This is a genomic window from Achromobacter sp. ES-001 (assembly GCF_019448355.1).
Taxonomy (GTDB): Bacteria; Pseudomonadota; Gammaproteobacteria; order Burkholderiales; family Burkholderiaceae_B; genus Achromobacter; species Achromobacter spanius_B.
This window is the reverse complement of the sequence record NZ_CP079940.1, coordinates 2,481,429-2,496,227: the sequence shown is the minus strand read 5'-3', so window position 1 is coordinate 2,496,227 and position 14,799 is coordinate 2,481,429. Positions and strand designations below refer to the sequence as shown.

Here is a 14,799-nt window from a genome sequence, read left to right as displayed (position 1 = left end):
GCACGCTGTGGCCGCCGGTCCGTAAAGGGGGGGTACTGTTCGTAATCGACTGCCTGTTCAATGCACTGACGTGGGTTGCGTCAGAAGGACTCCCAATCATCATCCGCGGGCGGCGGACGGCGGCTGGCGGCGGGCGCGGAGGGCGACGTTGCCGCTCCGCCCGCGCCGGCGCCATCAGCGCGCGTCGCCGGGCGGCGCAACGGGCGCACCACCGTGGCGGCGGTAGCCGCCGGCTTGGGGCGCGCCACCTGGGTCTTGCGCGGCGCAGGCGCAGGCGCGGCCGCCGGGGCGGGTGCGGGCTGCGTCGGCGCTTCGTATTCGTCGTCCGACTCTTGCGTTGCCGGTTCGGCAGCGGCCGGCATCGGCTTGGCCAGGCGCGCGGCAGAGGCGCGAGGGGCAGTCGATGACGGGGTCGATGCGCGGGCGTGGGTGGAAGCTTGCGGCGGCGATTGCGGCGACGACACGCGCGGCGCGCTTTGCTGCGCGGCAAGTTGACGCGCCGGCACTTCGATGACTTCGCCCGCATTGATCTTGAACACCGCCACGGCTTCCGCCAGGCGTTGGGCCTGCTCTTGCAGCGAGCCCGCCGCAGCGGCCGCTTCTTCCACCAGCGCCGCGTTCTGCTGCGTCACTTCGTCCATCTGCGAGACGGCGCGGTTGACCTGGTCGATGCCGCTGGATTGTTCTTCCGACGCGGCCGAGATCTCGCCCATGATGTCCGTCACGCGCTTCACGGAGGCCACGATTTCCTGCATCGTCGCGCCTGCGCGTTCGACCTGCTGCGAACCCGCGCCAACCTTGTTGACGGAGTCTTCGATCAAGCCCTTGATTTCCTTGGCGGCCTGCGCGCTGCGCTGCGCCAGCGAGCGCACTTCGCCCGCCACCACCGCAAAGCCCTTGCCCTGCTCACCCGCGCGCGCCGCTTCCACGGCGGCGTTCAGCGCCAGGATGTTGGTCTGGAACGCGATGCCATCAATGACGGAAACGATTTCCGAGATCTTGCGCGAGCTGGCGGAAATGCCCTGCATCGTGCTGACCACTTCCGACACCGCCGAACCACCGCGCTCGGCCACGTCCGACGCGCTGGCAGCCAGCTGATTGGCCTGGCGAGCGTTGTCGGCGTTCTGCTTGACGGTGGACGCCAGTTGCTCCATCGACGCAGCGGTTTCTTCCAGCGAGGCGGCCTGTTGTTCCGTACGGCTGGACAGGTCGGTGTTGCCGGCGGAAATTTCCCGCGCGCCCACGTTGATCTCGTCCACGCCACGGCGCACCGTGGCCACCGTGCGCGTCAGGCTTTCCTGCATGCGCTTGATGGCGGCAAACAGCTGGCCGATTTCATTGGTGCTGCGCACGTCGATACGGCCCGTGAAGTCGCCACCGGAAATCTTGTCGAAGTGCTCGCCCGCCTGATGCAGCGGACGCAGCACGGTGCGGTTAATGAACAGCCAGCAGCCCAGCGCCAACAGCAGCGAAATGGCCAGCAGTGCAATGGTGACCGTGCGCGAGATGCGGTGGTCGACCTCGGCCTGCACCACCAATTCGTCGGTGCGCGCATCGACAAACTGCAAGACGCCATACACGCCTTCGCGGAACGCCGTGTTGGCGGCACCTCCGGCATCGTTCAGGTCCAGATAATCTTGAATGGCCAGGTTCGCCAGCGCGGCGGCCTGACGCTTGTAGACGTCTTCGAACTGCTTGTAGCCGGCTTCCAGCTTTTGAACCACGGCGTCCGAGCCCGGCATGCGGGGGTTTTTGCGGAAGGCGTCCAGCTGTTGGTTGCCTTCCTGCATCAGCGCGTCGGCGCGCTTGGCCTGCGAGGTGGCCTGCTCGGTCTTGCCCTGCTGCATGTCCATCAGCGAATTGGCCAGCAGCAAGCGGCCACGCAGGAATGCGGCGTACGCGCGATTGAGCTGGGTCGCCTGATTGGAATAGGCGTCATTGACCTGTTCCAGCTTGGCGTTGCTGGAATTGAGCCCCATCCACGCCACGCCGTTCGACGCGAACATGGCGGCCGTGAAGAGCAACAGCACCAGGACGATACAGGTGCGGACTTTCAAATTGACAAGCATGAAATACCCGAGCGTTAAGCAACGTGAAACGACACAACCTACCCTGAACGCAACCACGGACGCCCCGGCCCTTGACCGGAAGCGTCCGAGAGTGGCGCACTAGGCTCAAGCCCTATCCTGGCCCGGCCTGGAAAACCTGCCGCTTATTTGCGGCTGAAAAGGCTGGATCCCTGGATGGTCAGGAACGCGCCGGACGCGGCTTGCAGCGCCACCTGGCGCAAGGCAAGCTGGCTGGTGCCGGCGTAGTAATCCAGATCTTCCAGGTCCGACAACGTCTTGGAATACGTCAGGCCCTTCTTCGTGCCGGTTGCGTCCAGCGCTTCCAGCTCGTTCATGCGGGCGCCGACCGAAGCCGCCACGGTCAGGACGTTGTCGTAGTTGTTCGACAACTTCTTGTTGGCCGTGGCCAGTTCGTTGTTCAGCTTGGCCAGGGCAACTTCATCACCGGCGATCGGCGAATCCAGAACCTTGATCAGGCTGTCCAGCGTGTTGAACATATCCAGGTCCGCCGACTGCACGGACTCGACATTGATGACATCGCCGTTGGCCGGCGTGCCCTTGATCACAACCGACACGCCACCGAAGTCGATGGCCGCGCCATCGGTATAGGGCGTGGCGGTGGCGGGCGGCGCGGGCGTGACGACGGGCGGCACGGGCGGGTTGGCATTCGGGTCCGTCGTGGTGACGCGGTAGCCCATGCTGCCCGTGGTGGGGTCCGCTTCGAACTGGACCTGGAAATTCTTGCCGATGTTGGCCGAACCCGGCGTGACCGACACCGTGCTGAACTGCGCCGTGCCGGTGTTGCCGTTGGCTGCGGTGCTGACGTAAGCCTGCGAACCGGGGTTGGCGCGGCCGAACACATCGCTGCCCAGATCGCTGGTGGACAACTGGCGCGATTGGTCTACCTGCACCGTGCGTTCGCCGGTGGCGCCGCTGTAGACGATCTTGCCCGTGGTGTCCTGCGAGTAAGGCACCACGCCGCCCTGATAGCCCGAGAACACGTACTGGCCGTTGCCGTCCGTGCTGTTCGCCAGGCCCAGCAGTGCGTCGCGGGCGCTTTTCAGCGCGGTCGACAAGGCTTGGCGGTCGCTGTCGGCAAACGTGCCGTTACCGGCCTGGATGACGCGGGTGCGCACGTCCTGCAACGCGGTGGTGATGGACTCCAGGACGTTGCTTTCCTGCCCCAGGTTCGTCATGGCCGTGTCACGGTTCATGCCGTACGTGCTGTTCATGCTCTTGGTCTGCGCCACGCCGATGGACAGCGAGGCCGACAGGGGATCGTCCGCGGGCGTCAGAAACTTGCGACCGCTGCCGACCTGTTCAACCAGGCGGTTCATGTCGGATTCCTGAGCCATAATGCCGCTCAGGCCGTTCGCGTACATCATCGAGGTGCTCAAGCGCATGGTCCAACTCCGAATTGCTTTTTAGTCATCACAGTAAAGATCGCCTTAGCCGCGCAGGCCCAACAGCGTGTCGAACACGGTGCTGGCCACATCGATGATGCGGGCGCTGGCTTGGTACTGCTCTTGATAGATCGACAGGCTGACGTATTCTTCGTTCAGGTTCACGCCCGACACCGCCTGCTGGGCAGCCGTCGTCTGCTTGATCAGGTTGGCCTGCGCCGTGGCGGCCGTCTTCACCTGAGCGGTCTGCACGCCCACCGTGTTCACCACCAGGGCGAACATGTCCGTCGTGCTCATCGTGCCGTGGCCCAACACCTTGGCGCTTTGCAGTTGCGCCAGCTTCAGGGCGTTCTTGCCGTTGGCGTCGCCGCCATCGGCGTCGGCCGCGGCCACTTTTTCCGGGTCGGTGATCAGCACGTTGATGTCACGCGCGGCATCGCGGGTGGGCGACAGCGACCACTTGTCGCCGGCTTGCGGCGGCGCGTCGATCGTCAGCGTCACGCCCATCTCGGCGTCCAGGTTCAGCGTGGCGTTCGGCGGCGTGCCGGTCGCGGGGCCGTTGTACACGCGCGCGCCTTCCGGCATGCGCAGCACCTGGTAGTTGGTGCCGTCGAACGAGATCTCGTAGTCCTTGGCGTTGATGTTGTTCAACGTGGTGAACTGGCCGGTCAGCTGCGCGTTGCTCTTGTTCGCGGTGTTGGGCACGCCCGTGGGCGAGCCGATACTGAAAAAGTCGGTGCCCGGGTTGCCGTTCTGGTCCAGGCCCTGCTTGTGTTGCTCGTTGAACGACAGTGCCAGGCCAACGGCCATCTGGCCCAGCTGGTTCTGCATCGTGTCCAGCGACGTCGCGCGAAACTGCAACAGGCCGCCCAGGCTGCCGCCCGTGACGTCGCTGTCGTTCATTTCAACGGCGACGGTCTTGCCCGAACCGGCCGGCAGCGTGTAGGCCACGACCGTGCGGCTGGCGTCCTTGGACGAGGCCACCGCTTGCAGCGGATACAGCGTCGTGCCCGACAGCAGCGACTGGCCGCCCTTGGTCAACGAAATATTGATCTTGTTGCCCTGCTCGTAGGTGGTGATGCCCACGATCTGGTTCAGTTCCAACACCGCCTGGTCGCGCTGGTCGAGCAAGTCGTTGGGGGGGCTGCCATTGGCCTTGCCCGCCGCCAGAGAAATCTGCGTGTTCAGGTCGTCGATGCGGCTCAGGTAGCTGTTGACCTGATCGACCGTCGTGGTGATCTGCGTGTTCAGCCCTTCACGCTGGTTCTGCATCTCGGAATAGGCCGAGCGGATCTGCGTGGTCAAGCTGTTGGCCTTGCCCAGCAGGTCGGCGCGGGCCGCCGGGTCGGCAGGCTTGCTGGCAACCGTGTTCATGCTGGTGAAGAAATCGGTCAGGCCCGGGGCGATGCCCACGGTGCGGTCGGCGAACAGATTGTTGATCTGCGATACCTGTGCAAACTGCGTCTGCAATTGCGCACCGCTGCCTTGCGCGCCGACCAGCTGCTTGTACAGGAAGCTGTCGTAGCTGCGCTCAACCGTGTCCACTTGCACGCCGCGGCCGATGTAACCGTTGGCGGTGGCTTGGGCGCCGGCGGTCGAGGTCAGGACGCGCTGGCGGTTGTAGCCGACCGTGGTGGCATTGTTGATGTTGTGGCTGGTGGTTGCCAGGCCGGCCTGGGCGGCGTTCAGCCCGCCCAGCGCTGTTTTGTACAAGTTCATGCTGACAATGCCCCGTATGTAACCGCAGCTGATATTTCTGGATACTCCAATAACGGCAGGAGATCGTCCAAATTTAGAGTCCTTCCAACATCTGGCGAGAAATTTCCACGTTGGAGGCCGCGCCGCGCAATTGGCCCATGATGCCGATCAGTTTTTGTGCATAACGCGGGTCGGTTGCGTAGCCCGCGTCCTGGATCTTGCGCGCCGCGTCGATCTCGTTGCGCGCCTGGGTAACGGCCTCGTAGCGCGGGCTGTTGCCAATCAGGCGGGCGTAGTCCGAGAACGATTCCTCGTAAGAGGAATAGGCACGGAACGGCTGCGTCACCTTTTTGGCAACGCCGCCTTCGTATTCGGTGGTCAGCACGTTGACGACCTTGCCGTTCCAGCTTGCGCCTGCCTTGATACCGAACAGGTTGTAGCTGGTGCTGCCGTCCGGGTGCTTGATTTCGCGCTTGCCCCAGCCCGATTCCAACGCCGCCTGACCCATGATCAGGCGAGCCGGCACGCCGCTTTGCTGCGACGCCAGGTTGGCCGCGCGCGACATCTTCGACACGAAGTCCACCACGTGCTCGGGCGCGCCTTCGGCGGCGGCCAGCGCGCGGTCGCTGGGACGGTTGTTTCGCATCACGTTCAGCAGCGCCGACACTTCGCGCGAACCGCCCGTGCGGAAGTCCAGGTCGCCGCCCTGCCCGATCGCGCGCACCGCCTCGTCGGACATGTCCGCCGGCTTGCCTTGCTGCATCTGCGACAGGATGGATTGCGTCAGGCCGATGCCGGGCGAAGCCAGGTGCAGCGCCAATTGCTCGTCGGCCATGGACTGCATCATTTGCGTCTGCTGCGAATCGAACAGGCCTTCCTTGGGCGTGGCCTCGCGCATGCGCTTGACCATCATTTGCAGGAACAGGGCTTCGAACTGCTTGGCGACCTGCTTTTGCTGCTCGGTGCCGGCGGGGTCTTTCTTGACGTCGCGCTTCAGGTCCGACAAGCGGCCCATGTCAAAGACCGATTCCTGGCGGCCCGCGCCGCTTGCCGCATCTTGAGTAATCGCCATGGCCGTCAGATGATTTCCAGTTCGGCGCGCAAAGCGCCCGCGCTTTTCATGGCCTGCAAGATGGCCAGCAGGTCCTGCGGCGTGGCGCCCAGGGCATTCAGGCCCTTGACCACATCAGCCAGGTTGGCGCTGGTGCTTACGCGCTGCAACGAGCCGTTGTCCTGGCGCACTTCGATCTGCGTGTTGGGCACCACCACGGTCTGCCCTTCCGTGAACGGGGTGTCCGGTTGCGACACCTGGTTCTGGCGGTTGATGATGACCGACAGGTTGCCGTGGGCCACGGCCGCCTCTTCAATCATGACCGTGCGGTTCATCACGACGGAACCGGTGCGGGCGTTGATGATGACCTTGGCCACCGTGGGCGCGCGCGCCACCTGCAAGTCTTCCACTTGCGACAGGAAGCGCGCCTGCGAGGACTGCTCCATGGGCGTGCGCACCTGCACCACGCGGCCGTCCAGCGCGGTGGCCGTGCCTTGGCCGAACTTGCGGTTCAGGGCCTGCGCCACGTTCTGCGCGGTGCCGAAGTCGGTGTTGTTCAATTCGACGTGGATGTAGCCGTCGCGCGAGAACGTGGTGGGCACGCCGCGTTCGACGATGGCGCCCGCGCTGATGCGGCCGCCGTTCAATTGGTTGATCTGCACGCTGGAGCCGCCGGCCGATGCGCCCGCGCCGCCGACCAGGATGTTGCCCTGGGCGATGGCGTAGACCTGGCTGTCCGCGCCCTTGAGCGGGGTCATCAGCAAGGTGCCGCCGCGCAGGCTCTTGGCGTTACCCATGGACGACACCACCACGTCCAGCGTCTGGCCGGGCCGCGCGAACGCGGGCAAGGTGGTGGTGACCATGACGGCCGCCACGTTCTTCAATTGCATGTTGCTGCCGGCGGGCACGGTGATGCCCAGCTGCGACAGCATGTTGGTCAGGCTTTGCTGCGTGAAAGGCGTCTGGCGAACCTGGTCGCCGCTGCCGTCCAGGCCCACGACCAGGCCGTAGCCGATCAGCTGGTTGCCCCGCACGCCCTGGATCGAGGCCAGGTCCTTGAGCCGCTCGGCGTGCGCCGCGCCGGCGCCGGCCACCAGCCCTACCGCCACGCACACACGGGCGAACAGGGACAGCATGGCGGATATGGAGGTGGGTTTTGTCATGGTCAGAACGGCGAAGCAAGCAGGAAGAAACGTTGCAGCCAGCCCATGGTCTGAACTTCGTCCATGACGCCCTTGCTGCGATATTCGATGCGGGCGTCGGCCACCTGCGTGGACGACACGGTGTTCGTGCCGGTGATGGAGCGCGGGTCGACCACCCCGGCAAAGCGTACGTATTCGCTGCCGCGGTTGATCGCGATCTGCTTCTCGCCAGCTACCTGCAAATTGCCGTTCGACATCACGCCCACGACCGTCGTGGTGATGGTGCCGGTAAAGGCATTGTTGGCGGTGCTGTCGCCCTTGCCCTGCGCCACGTTGCCGCCCTTGGCGTCGGTGTTCAGGTTGGCGCCCGCCCAGCTGTCCATGAAGGACGGCGCGGCGGCGATACCCAGCGTGGCCGATCCGGTGCGGTTCGTATTCGTCGCCACGTTCTTGGACGCATTGGTGCGTTCGTTCAGCACGATGGTGACGATGTCGCCCACGTTGCGCGGACGACGATCCTCGAACAACGGATAGTTGCCGTACGTGGTGGGCTGATAGATCGAGCCCGTCGGCTGCGCCATCGGCATGGGCGGCGGCGGCGGCGCGGCCGTGGTCGGCCCGGTCACGATGGGCTCGGGCGGGATCATGGCGCAACCGGCCGCCAGCATAGCCAGCGCCGCAGCGAATACCAGACGCAGGACAGACATGGGCATCACAGTTGGGTCAGGCGGGCCAGCATCTCGTCAGAGGTCTTGACGGCCTTGCTGTTCATTTCGTAGGCGCGCTGGGTCGTGATCATGTTGACCAGTTCTTCAGCCACGTTCACGTTGGACGTTTCAACGTAGTTCTGCATGATCGAACCCGCGCCGTCCACGCCGGGTTGCAGCAGGTTTGCGGGGCCCGATGCATCCGTTTCCAGATACAGGTTTTCGCCGATGCTTTGCAGGCCGGTGGGGTTGATGAAGGTGGCGATCTGCAACTGGCCGATCTGCACGTTCACGCCGGCGGCGCCGGGCTGGGTCACCGAGACGATGCCATCCTTGCCGATGGAGATGGACAAGGCGTTGTCCGGCACGTTCATGGGCGGCTGGATGACGTAACCGCTGACGGTGGTCAGCTGGCCGTTCTGGTCGCGTTGCAGGGCGCCGTCACGGGTGTAGCCCTGGGTGCCGTCGGGCAGTTCGACTTGCAGGAAGCCACGGCCGTTGATGGCGATGTCCATTTCGCCGCCCGTGTTGTTCAGGTTGCCAGCGGTGTGGATGCGCTCGGTGGCGGCCACGCGGGCGCCCGTGCCCAATTGCAGGCCGGACGGCAGTTGCGTGGCGTCGCCCACTTGTGCACCGGGCTGGCGCAGCGTTTGGTACATCAAGTCCTGGAACACGGCGCGGCCGCGCTTGAACCCGTTGGTGGAAACGTTGGCCAAGTTGTTCGAGATCACGTCCATGGAGGTCTGTTGACCTTCCAGGCCCGTTTTGGCAATCCACAACGAACGCATCATGATGAAGTACTCCTGGTGCCGCGGCAGCGCCGCGCGCGAAATTTGGTTGAATCAGCGGCCGAGTCAGCTGACGGACAAGATGCCGTTGGCGCGTTCGGCGTTACGGTCCGACTGCTGGATCACCTGCATCTGCTGCTCGAAGCGGCGGGCGTTTTCAATCATGCCCACCATCGCTTTCATCGGATTGGTGTTGCTGCCTTCCAGCACGCCGGACAGCAGGCGCAGGCTGGGGTCCGCCGGCGCGGGCGGCGCGGGCTGGCCATTGACCGGCGCCAGGCGGAACACGCCGTCGTCGCCATGCACCAGTTGCGCGTTGTTCGGGTTGGCCAGCTTCAGGCGACCGAGGTTCAGAATATTGTTCGGGCCGTCGCCGGCGCCGATGGCCGTGATGGTGCCGTCGGACGTGATCGTCAGCGAGGCCTGGTCGGGCACATCGATGGGGCCGCCCTGGTCGGACAGCACCGGCTGGCCCAGCGAGGTCTGCAACAGGCCGTTGATGCCCACTTGCAGGCTGCCGCCGCGCGTATAGGCTTCGCCTTGCGGCGTCTGCACGGCGATCCAGCCGTTCTCACTGGCCAGTGCCACGTCCAGGTCGCGGCCCGTGGTCTGCATGTTGCCCATTTCAAAGCTGTTGCCCGGGGTCGAGGCCACCGTCGAAACACGCGTGGGCAGGCTCACTCCGTCCGTCACGGGAACCGAGCGGTACAGCGCGATCTGCTCGCGAAAGCCCGTCGTGTTCACGTTGGCCATGTTGTTCGAAATCGCGGCCTGCTGCTCAGTGATACGTGCCGCGCCATTCATGGCGGTGTAGATGATTCTGTCCATTGCCTATTCCGTCGGTGTCGTCGCGAGCCAGCTTTACTTCAGGTTCATCAGGACTTGCATGATTTCGTCCTGAGTCTTGATGGTTTGCGAGTTGGCCTGGTAGGTGCGCTGGGCAATGATCATGTTGACCAGTTCCTTGCTCATGTCGACGTTGGACGCTTCCGTCGCCTGACCCACCACCTTGGACATGCCGTTGGTGCCGGGCTGACCCAGGATCGGCTGGCCCGAGGCGGACGTTTCCGTCCACGCGTTGTTGCCCACCGGTTGCAGGCCTTGCAGGTTGGCGAAGTCGGCCAGCACGATGTTGCCGACCACTTGCGTTTCACCGTTGGTGTAGCTGGCCACCAGGCTGCCGTCGCCGCCGATGTTGATGCCGCTGAATTCGCCGGAGGTGTAGCCGTCGGGCTTGGCAACCAGCTTGTAGTTGCTGCCGTACTGCGTGGTGCCGGTGTAGTTCATGGCGATGCTGATGGGGTCGGCGGGCGTGGTGGCGCCGCCGGGCTGGGCAAAGCTCAAGGTCACGACCGGGGCGCTGGTCAGCGCGCCGGCCTTGTTGAACGTGAACTGCTGGGGGGTGCCCCAGACGCCGCCCGCTTCGGTCGTGGGCGCCATGGCCTGGCCGTCCATCGTGTAGTAGACGTCGTACACGCTGTTGCCGGCGGCATCCGCCGGGCGCTTGACGAAATACTGCATTACCTGGTGCGAGTTACCCAGCGAATCGAACACCGTCATGGGCGACGCGTTGGTGTAGCTGTTGGACACCGCGGGGTCGAACGGACGGCCGATTTCGGTGACGGCGGCGGTGTAGTTGACATAGCCGGGGATCTGGCTGATGTCGCCGGCCGTGATGGCGCCCGTGGCATCGATGGTGACCGTGTTCGGCGCGGTGCCGTAGGTGTTGGCCGGCGGCGTGGCGCCCGACCAGACCAGTGCACCCAGCGGATCGCGGGTGAACGTATATGCCGTGCCGCCCAGGGACACGCTGCCGTCGACGGCCGGGGCCGTGACGGTATCAACCGGGTAAACCACCTTGGCGTTGGCGTCCAGGTTGGCCACGGTCGTGCCGGTGGTGGTGGCGCGCGGCGCCACGTTGGCCGTTGGCAGTTGCAGTTCGACCGGGTTCGCGCCAATGGCGCCGGCGGGGTAGCCCGTCAGGCGGTAGCCCTGCGCGTTGACGATGAAGTTGTTCTTGTCGACCAGGAATTCGCCATTGCGCGAATACATCACCGCGCCGCTGGTGTCCGTCAGGCGGAACATGCCCTTGGCGCCGTCGATGGCGATGTCGTATTCGCCACCACCGCCCTGCACCGTACCGACGGTGAAGCGTTGATTGATGGCGGCGACCTTGACGCCCAGGCCCACGCGCGAGCTGGCGTACACGTCAGCAAACGAGGCCGTGGCCGACTTGAAGCCGACGGTGCCGGAGTTGGCAATGTTGTTGCCGATCACGTCCAGGTTCTGCGCAGCGGCGTTCAAGCCGCTTAGTCCTTGTCCGAAGCCCATGTTTTCTCTCGCTAATTAATGATGTGGAGCCGTCGCCCGTGCGCCGGCATCGATTCAAATCCGCCCGGTTCAGGCGCCGATAACCTTGCGCACGTCCAACATGCTGGTCTGGCCTTCCAGGCCCAGGTCCAGACGCAGTCCGTTCGTCGAGTAAGCCACGCTCTTGACCTGGCCGTAGCTCAGGACTTCCGCGTTCACCTTCTTGCCGTCGCCGTCGGTTGCCAGCACGGACACGGTGTACGCGCCCGGCTCCAATGCCACGCCGCCGTCGTTCTTGCCATCCCAGTTCAGGGTGTAGACGCCGGTCTTCTGTTCGCCCATTTCAATGGTGCGCACCACGGCGCCGTTCGCGTCGGCGATACGAACCTGGACCTTCTGCGCATCGCTTTGCAGATCCAGGCCGTAGGGGGTGACGACGCGCTCGGCGGCGTTGTCGCCGTCCACGCCGACCTTGACCTTGGAACCCGGGATCAACACGCCCTTGCCGATCATCGACACGGCGTTCATCGACTGGGACACATCGATCTGGCCGCTGATGGCCAGGATGGTGCTCTTCAGGTTGGTGATGCCTTCCACCGTTGCGATTTGCGCCATCTGCGAGGTCAGCTCGGCGTTTTGCATCGGGTTCAGCGGATCCTGGTTCTGCAGCTGCGTCATCAGCAGCTTCAGGAACTGGTCTTGCAGGCCCTGCGACGTAATGGAGCTGCCGGCGCCCGCCTGGGCCAGGCCCAAGCCGGTGGTGCTGGTGTTTTGATCGACGGTGGTCATGGATTCACTCTGAGCGGAAATTAGGATTGACCGATGGTCAACGTCTTTTGCATCAAGGACTTGGCGGTGTTCAGCACTTCGACGTTCGCCTGGTACGAGCGCGACGCCGCGATCATGTTGACCGTTTCGGCCACGGGATCGACGTTGGGCATGCTGACGTAGCCCTGGGCGTCGGCCAGCGGATGCTTGGGGTCATAGATCTGCTTGAGCGGCGACGGGTCCTGGATGACGCCGGCAACGCGCACGCCGCCGATCTCCTGCCCCATGGCCTGGCCGGCGGCCGGGTTGACCTGGAATACAACCTGGCGCGCGCGATACGGCTGGCCGTCCGGGCCCACCACGCTGTCGGCGTTGGCCAGGTTGCTGGCCGTGACGTTCATGCGCTGCGACTGCGCGCTGAGCGCCGAACCGGCGATATCGAAAATGCTCAACAAGGACATTGCCTGTTGCTCCCTTTATGGATCAATCCTGAATGGCGGTCTGCATGGTCCGGATGCGGCCGGAGATCATTTGCATCGTGCTCTGGTAGTGCAAGGTGTTGTCGGCGAACTGCACGCGTTCGATGTCCATGTCCACCGTGTTGCCGTCCATGCTGGGCTGGTAAGGCAAACGGAACAGCAGGTCCGTCGGGCCCTGCGACACGGCCTTGGCCGGAATGTGGCGCGCGGAGGTCAGCGTCAACGACGTATCGGCCAGGCGCTTGGAATCTTCCATCGCGTTCTGCATCGCCGTCTTGAAGTCGAAATCGCGGGCCTTGTAGTTCGGCGTGTCGGCGTTGGCGATGTTGGACGACAACACTTCCTGGCGCTGCGCGCGCAGTCCCAAAGCCTGCTGGTAGAACCGGAAATCTTCGTTAAGCCTGTCTAGCATCGTGGCGCCTTCGTGCGTTGCAATACGGATAGAGCACGGGACTTCGGACGCACCGTTATCCCATTGGATGACGGAATCATAGGGGCCGACGGTGAAACACAATCAGCCAAATAACCCGCCATTTCTCATCCAATTCACGTATTGCCAAGCGGCTCGGACTCTTACAATTCAGTCATCATGAAAATCTCCGCACGACTTCTCCTCGCGCGCGCAAGCGGCCTTCTTGTCCTGGCTTTGGCAGGCAACGAAGCCGCGCTGGCGCAAGACGCCGCCAGCCAGCCGCCCGAGGCCATCGTGAACGCGGCGCAAGACTATCTGCTTGAACAATTGGCCGGCCTGCCCGGGCAGCCCTCGGTGGCGATCGACCCGCCCAGGGTGGACCGCCTGGCGCCCTGCGACGCCATGTCCCCGTTTATGCCGTCGGGCATGAAGCTGCGGTCGCGCATGACGGTGGGTGTGCGATGCAACGCGCCCAAGCCCTGGACGACGTATGTGCAGGCCACTGTCAGCGTGCCCGGGTACTATTACGTCGCTTCGCGCATGATCGCGGCGGGCCAGGCGCTGACGCCGGACGACCTCTCCCCCCGGGACGGCGACCTGGTGTCGCTGCCGCCGGGTGCCATCACCGACCCGCAAACGGTCGTGGGCATGTCGGCCGCTTACCGCATCAACGCCGGCCAGCCGGTGCGTGGCTCGTCGCTGCGCAACGCGCAGTCGGTCATGCGGGGCGCCAACGTTCGGATCAACGCGCGCGGCAACGGATTCGTGGTCAGTAGCGAGGGGCAGGCACTGGACAATGCAGCGCCGGGCGCCACGGTACAGGTGCGCACCGCCAGCGGCCAGGTGGTCAGCGGTGTGGTGCGTAACGCGGGTCTGGTGGAAATACAACTGTAGGGTCTGTTACAAATCGCGCGACACCATTGGGCAAGCTGCCCTAAAGTTCCTTCCGGCCCTGTCGTTACAGAGACAATAGTAGGCGTATCCGTCGCAAACCGACCCAGGACGCCCTGCGGAGAAAACCTTGAAAATCAATTCGACCACCAACCGGCCCCTCTCGGCCGACGCCGTGAGCCAGCGCCCGGATTCCGCGGTTGCGCAAGCCTATGGCGCAAGCACCCCCTCGGGCTCCAGCAGCTCGCAAGTGGCGTTGAGTTCGGCGTCGCGCAAGATGCTGGCCCTGCAAGACGGTTCGAACGACATCAACGTCGAGCGCGTGGCTGCCATCCGTGCGGCCATTGCCTCGGGCCAGTTGAAGATCGATACCGGCCGCATTGCCGACAGCCTGATCGCCAGTGCGCGCGATCTGCTGAAGTAATCCCGTCCACCGCCCTATCCTCCTTCGAAGCATGACCATGAACCCCGTCGACTCCCTCCAGGCCTGCATGCGTCAGGAAGACGCGCTGATTACCGAGTTTTCAGCCATTCTGGAAGAAGAGACCGAGGTTCTGGTCGGCCCGGGCAACGTCGGCGCGCTGCAAGCCATTACCGAACGCAAGTCGCGCGTGGCACAGCAGCTGGTTGACCTGAGCGGCACGCGCGACGGCCTGTTGGCCGAAATCGGCCTGCCCATCGGCCACGCCGGCACCGAGCAGGCTGCCGTGCTGCATCCGCAGTTGTCGGGGATCTGGCAGGCGCTGTTGACCAAGTCGGCATCGGCCAACGAGATCAACCTGCGCAATGGGGCGTTGATCGATGTGCATCTGCGCTACACGCAGCAGTCGCTGGACGCGCTGCGCGACGTGAACGGCGCAGGCAGCAAGAATGCGACCTATGACGCGTACGGCCGAGGTGCGCGCGGCGCGCCTAATCGCAAACCGATCGTCGCCGGCTGATCCGGCGTATAGTCCCTGGCGCGGCATGCGCGCCAAAATACGCGAATTCTTGTGAAAAGCGCGCGGGATCCCTGACGGGATACCGCGCGCTTTTTGCTGGACAGGAGTGCCGGGGCTTCGGCTGGGCTTGAGCCTGGCGC

15 protein-coding genes are annotated in these 14,799 nt (G+C 64.4%); 3 read left to right on the top strand and 12 right to left on the bottom strand.

The annotated features are described in order from the left end of the window. Positions 1 to 80: 80 nt before the first annotated feature. The 12 genes from KYT87_RS11280 to flgB all read right to left on the bottom strand — a co-directional run bounded on the left by KYT87_RS11280 (position 81) and on the right by flgB (position 12,827). A complete protein-coding gene (locus tag KYT87_RS11280; RefSeq protein WP_219992254.1) occupies positions 81 to 2,069 on the bottom strand; it encodes a methyl-accepting chemotaxis protein in 1,989 nt (662 codons plus the stop codon). Positions 2,070 to 2,212: 143 nt separating this feature from the next. After that, the gene (gene flgL, locus KYT87_RS11275) at positions 2,213 to 3,472 is read right to left on the bottom strand and encodes a flagellar hook-associated protein FlgL (protein ID WP_046807738.1); all 1,260 of its coding nucleotides are present in this window, start codon (positions 3,470 to 3,472) and stop codon (positions 2,213 to 2,215) included. Positions 3,473 to 3,517: 45 nt separating this feature from the next. Beyond that, a complete protein-coding gene (gene flgK, locus KYT87_RS11270; protein WP_046807739.1) occupies positions 3,518 to 5,191 on the bottom strand; it encodes a flagellar hook-associated protein FlgK in 1,674 nt (557 codons plus the stop codon). A gap of 73 nt (positions 5,192 to 5,264) precedes the next feature. Continuing rightward, the gene (gene flgJ / locus KYT87_RS11265) at positions 5,265 to 6,242 is read right to left on the bottom strand and encodes a flagellar assembly peptidoglycan hydrolase FlgJ (protein WP_046807740.1); all 978 of its coding nucleotides are present in this window, start codon (positions 6,240 to 6,242) and stop codon (positions 5,265 to 5,267) included. A 5-nt stretch (positions 6,243 to 6,247) separates the two neighbouring features. Beyond that, positions 6,248 to 7,384, bottom strand: coding sequence for a flagellar basal body P-ring protein FlgI (locus KYT87_RS11260; RefSeq protein ID WP_046807741.1), 1,137 nt, complete (start codon positions 7,382 to 7,384; stop codon positions 6,248 to 6,250). 2 nt (positions 7,385 to 7,386) lie between these two features. Beyond that, on the bottom strand, positions 7,387 to 8,076 hold the full coding sequence (locus tag KYT87_RS11255; RefSeq protein ID WP_046807742.1) for a flagellar basal body L-ring protein FlgH: 690 nt from the start codon (positions 8,074 to 8,076) through the stop codon (positions 7,387 to 7,389). Continuing rightward, entirely contained in the window at positions 8,076 to 8,861 is a 786-nt protein-coding gene (gene flgG, locus KYT87_RS11250) for a flagellar basal-body rod protein FlgG (protein ID WP_006219047.1), read from the bottom strand. Before flgG ends, KYT87_RS11255 begins: the two co-directional genes overlap by 1 nt. Positions 8,862 to 8,924: 63 nt before the next feature. Then, positions 8,925 to 9,686: a flagellar basal body rod protein FlgF gene (locus KYT87_RS11245; RefSeq protein ID WP_046807743.1), complete on the bottom strand. Its 762-nt coding sequence runs from the start codon at positions 9,684 to 9,686 to the stop codon at positions 8,925 to 8,927. Between the two features lie 33 nt (positions 9,687 to 9,719). Beyond that, complete coding sequence (locus tag KYT87_RS11240) at positions 9,720 to 11,189, bottom strand: flagellar hook-basal body complex protein (RefSeq protein WP_219992253.1); 1,470 nt, start codon at positions 11,187 to 11,189, stop codon at positions 9,720 to 9,722. 69 nt (positions 11,190 to 11,258) lie between these two features. Continuing rightward, positions 11,259 to 11,957 carry a FlgD immunoglobulin-like domain containing protein gene (locus KYT87_RS11235; protein WP_046807745.1) on the bottom strand — a complete coding sequence of 233 codons (699 nt, stop codon included), beginning with the start codon at positions 11,955 to 11,957 and terminating at the stop codon, positions 11,259 to 11,261. Positions 11,958 to 11,977: 20 nt separating this feature from the next. Further along, complete coding sequence (gene flgC, locus KYT87_RS11230) at positions 11,978 to 12,397, bottom strand: flagellar basal body rod protein FlgC (RefSeq protein ID WP_046807746.1); 420 nt, start codon at positions 12,395 to 12,397, stop codon at positions 11,978 to 11,980. A 22-nt stretch (positions 12,398 to 12,419) separates the two neighbouring features. Then, on the bottom strand, positions 12,420 to 12,827 hold the full coding sequence (gene flgB / locus KYT87_RS11225) for a flagellar basal body rod protein FlgB (protein ID WP_006219042.1): 408 nt from the start codon (positions 12,825 to 12,827) through the stop codon (positions 12,420 to 12,422). Between the two features lie 177 nt (positions 12,828 to 13,004). Between flgB and flgA the strand changes: the two genes are divergently transcribed. From flgA to KYT87_RS11210, 3 genes are all read left to right on the top strand, one after another. After that, on the top strand, positions 13,005 to 13,721 hold the full coding sequence (flgA, locus tag KYT87_RS11220) for a flagellar basal body P-ring formation chaperone FlgA (protein WP_046807747.1): 717 nt from the start codon (positions 13,005 to 13,007) through the stop codon (positions 13,719 to 13,721). Positions 13,722 to 13,848: 127 nt separating this feature from the next. Further along, on the top strand, positions 13,849 to 14,142 hold the full coding sequence (flgM, locus tag KYT87_RS11215) for a flagellar biosynthesis anti-sigma factor FlgM (protein WP_046807748.1): 294 nt from the start codon (positions 13,849 to 13,851) through the stop codon (positions 14,140 to 14,142). A gap of 37 nt (positions 14,143 to 14,179) precedes the next feature. Further along, the gene (locus tag KYT87_RS11210; protein ID WP_046807750.1) at positions 14,180 to 14,659 is read left to right on the top strand and encodes a flagella synthesis protein FlgN; all 480 of its coding nucleotides are present in this window, start codon (positions 14,180 to 14,182) and stop codon (positions 14,657 to 14,659) included. Positions 14,660 to 14,799: the final 140 nt, after the last annotated feature.

Excerpts from the sequence above, each read along its gene's own strand:
- KYT87_RS11280 (WP_219992254.1), bottom strand. The coding sequence starts at position 2,069 with ATGCTTGTCAATTTGAAAGTCCGCACCTGTATCGTCCTGGTGCTGTTG.
- flgL (WP_046807738.1), bottom strand. The coding sequence starts at position 3,472 with ATGCGCTTGAGCACCTCGATGATGTACGCGAACGGCCTGAGCGGCATT.
- flgK (WP_046807739.1), bottom strand. The coding sequence starts at position 5,191 with ATGAACTTGTACAAAACAGCGCTGGGCGGGCTGAACGCCGCCCAGGCC.
- flgJ (WP_046807740.1), bottom strand. The coding sequence starts at position 6,242 with ATGGCGATTACTCAAGATGCGGCAAGCGGCGCGGGCCGCCAGGAATCG.
- KYT87_RS11260 (WP_046807741.1), bottom strand. The coding sequence starts at position 7,384 with ATGACAAAACCCACCTCCATATCCGCCATGCTGTCCCTGTTCGCCCGT.
- KYT87_RS11255 (WP_046807742.1), bottom strand. The coding sequence starts at position 8,076 with ATGCCCATGTCTGTCCTGCGTCTGGTATTCGCTGCGGCGCTGGCTATG.
- flgG (WP_006219047.1), bottom strand. The coding sequence starts at position 8,861 with ATGATGCGTTCGTTGTGGATTGCCAAAACGGGCCTGGAAGGTCAACAG.
- KYT87_RS11245 (WP_046807743.1), bottom strand. The coding sequence starts at position 9,686 with ATGGACAGAATCATCTACACCGCCATGAATGGCGCGGCACGTATCACT.
- KYT87_RS11240 (WP_219992253.1), bottom strand. The coding sequence starts at position 11,189 with ATGGGCTTCGGACAAGGACTAAGCGGCTTGAACGCCGCTGCGCAGAAC.
- KYT87_RS11235 (WP_046807745.1), bottom strand. The coding sequence starts at position 11,957 with ATGACCACCGTCGATCAAAACACCAGCACCACCGGCTTGGGCCTGGCC.
- flgC (WP_046807746.1), bottom strand. The coding sequence starts at position 12,397 with ATGTCCTTGTTGAGCATTTTCGATATCGCCGGTTCGGCGCTCAGCGCG.
- flgB (WP_006219042.1), bottom strand. The coding sequence starts at position 12,827 with ATGCTAGACAGGCTTAACGAAGATTTCCGGTTCTACCAGCAGGCTTTG.
- flgA (WP_046807747.1), top strand. The coding sequence starts at position 13,005 with ATGAAAATCTCCGCACGACTTCTCCTCGCGCGCGCAAGCGGCCTTCTT.
- KYT87_RS11210 (WP_046807750.1), top strand. The coding sequence starts at position 14,180 with ATGAACCCCGTCGACTCCCTCCAGGCCTGCATGCGTCAGGAAGACGCG.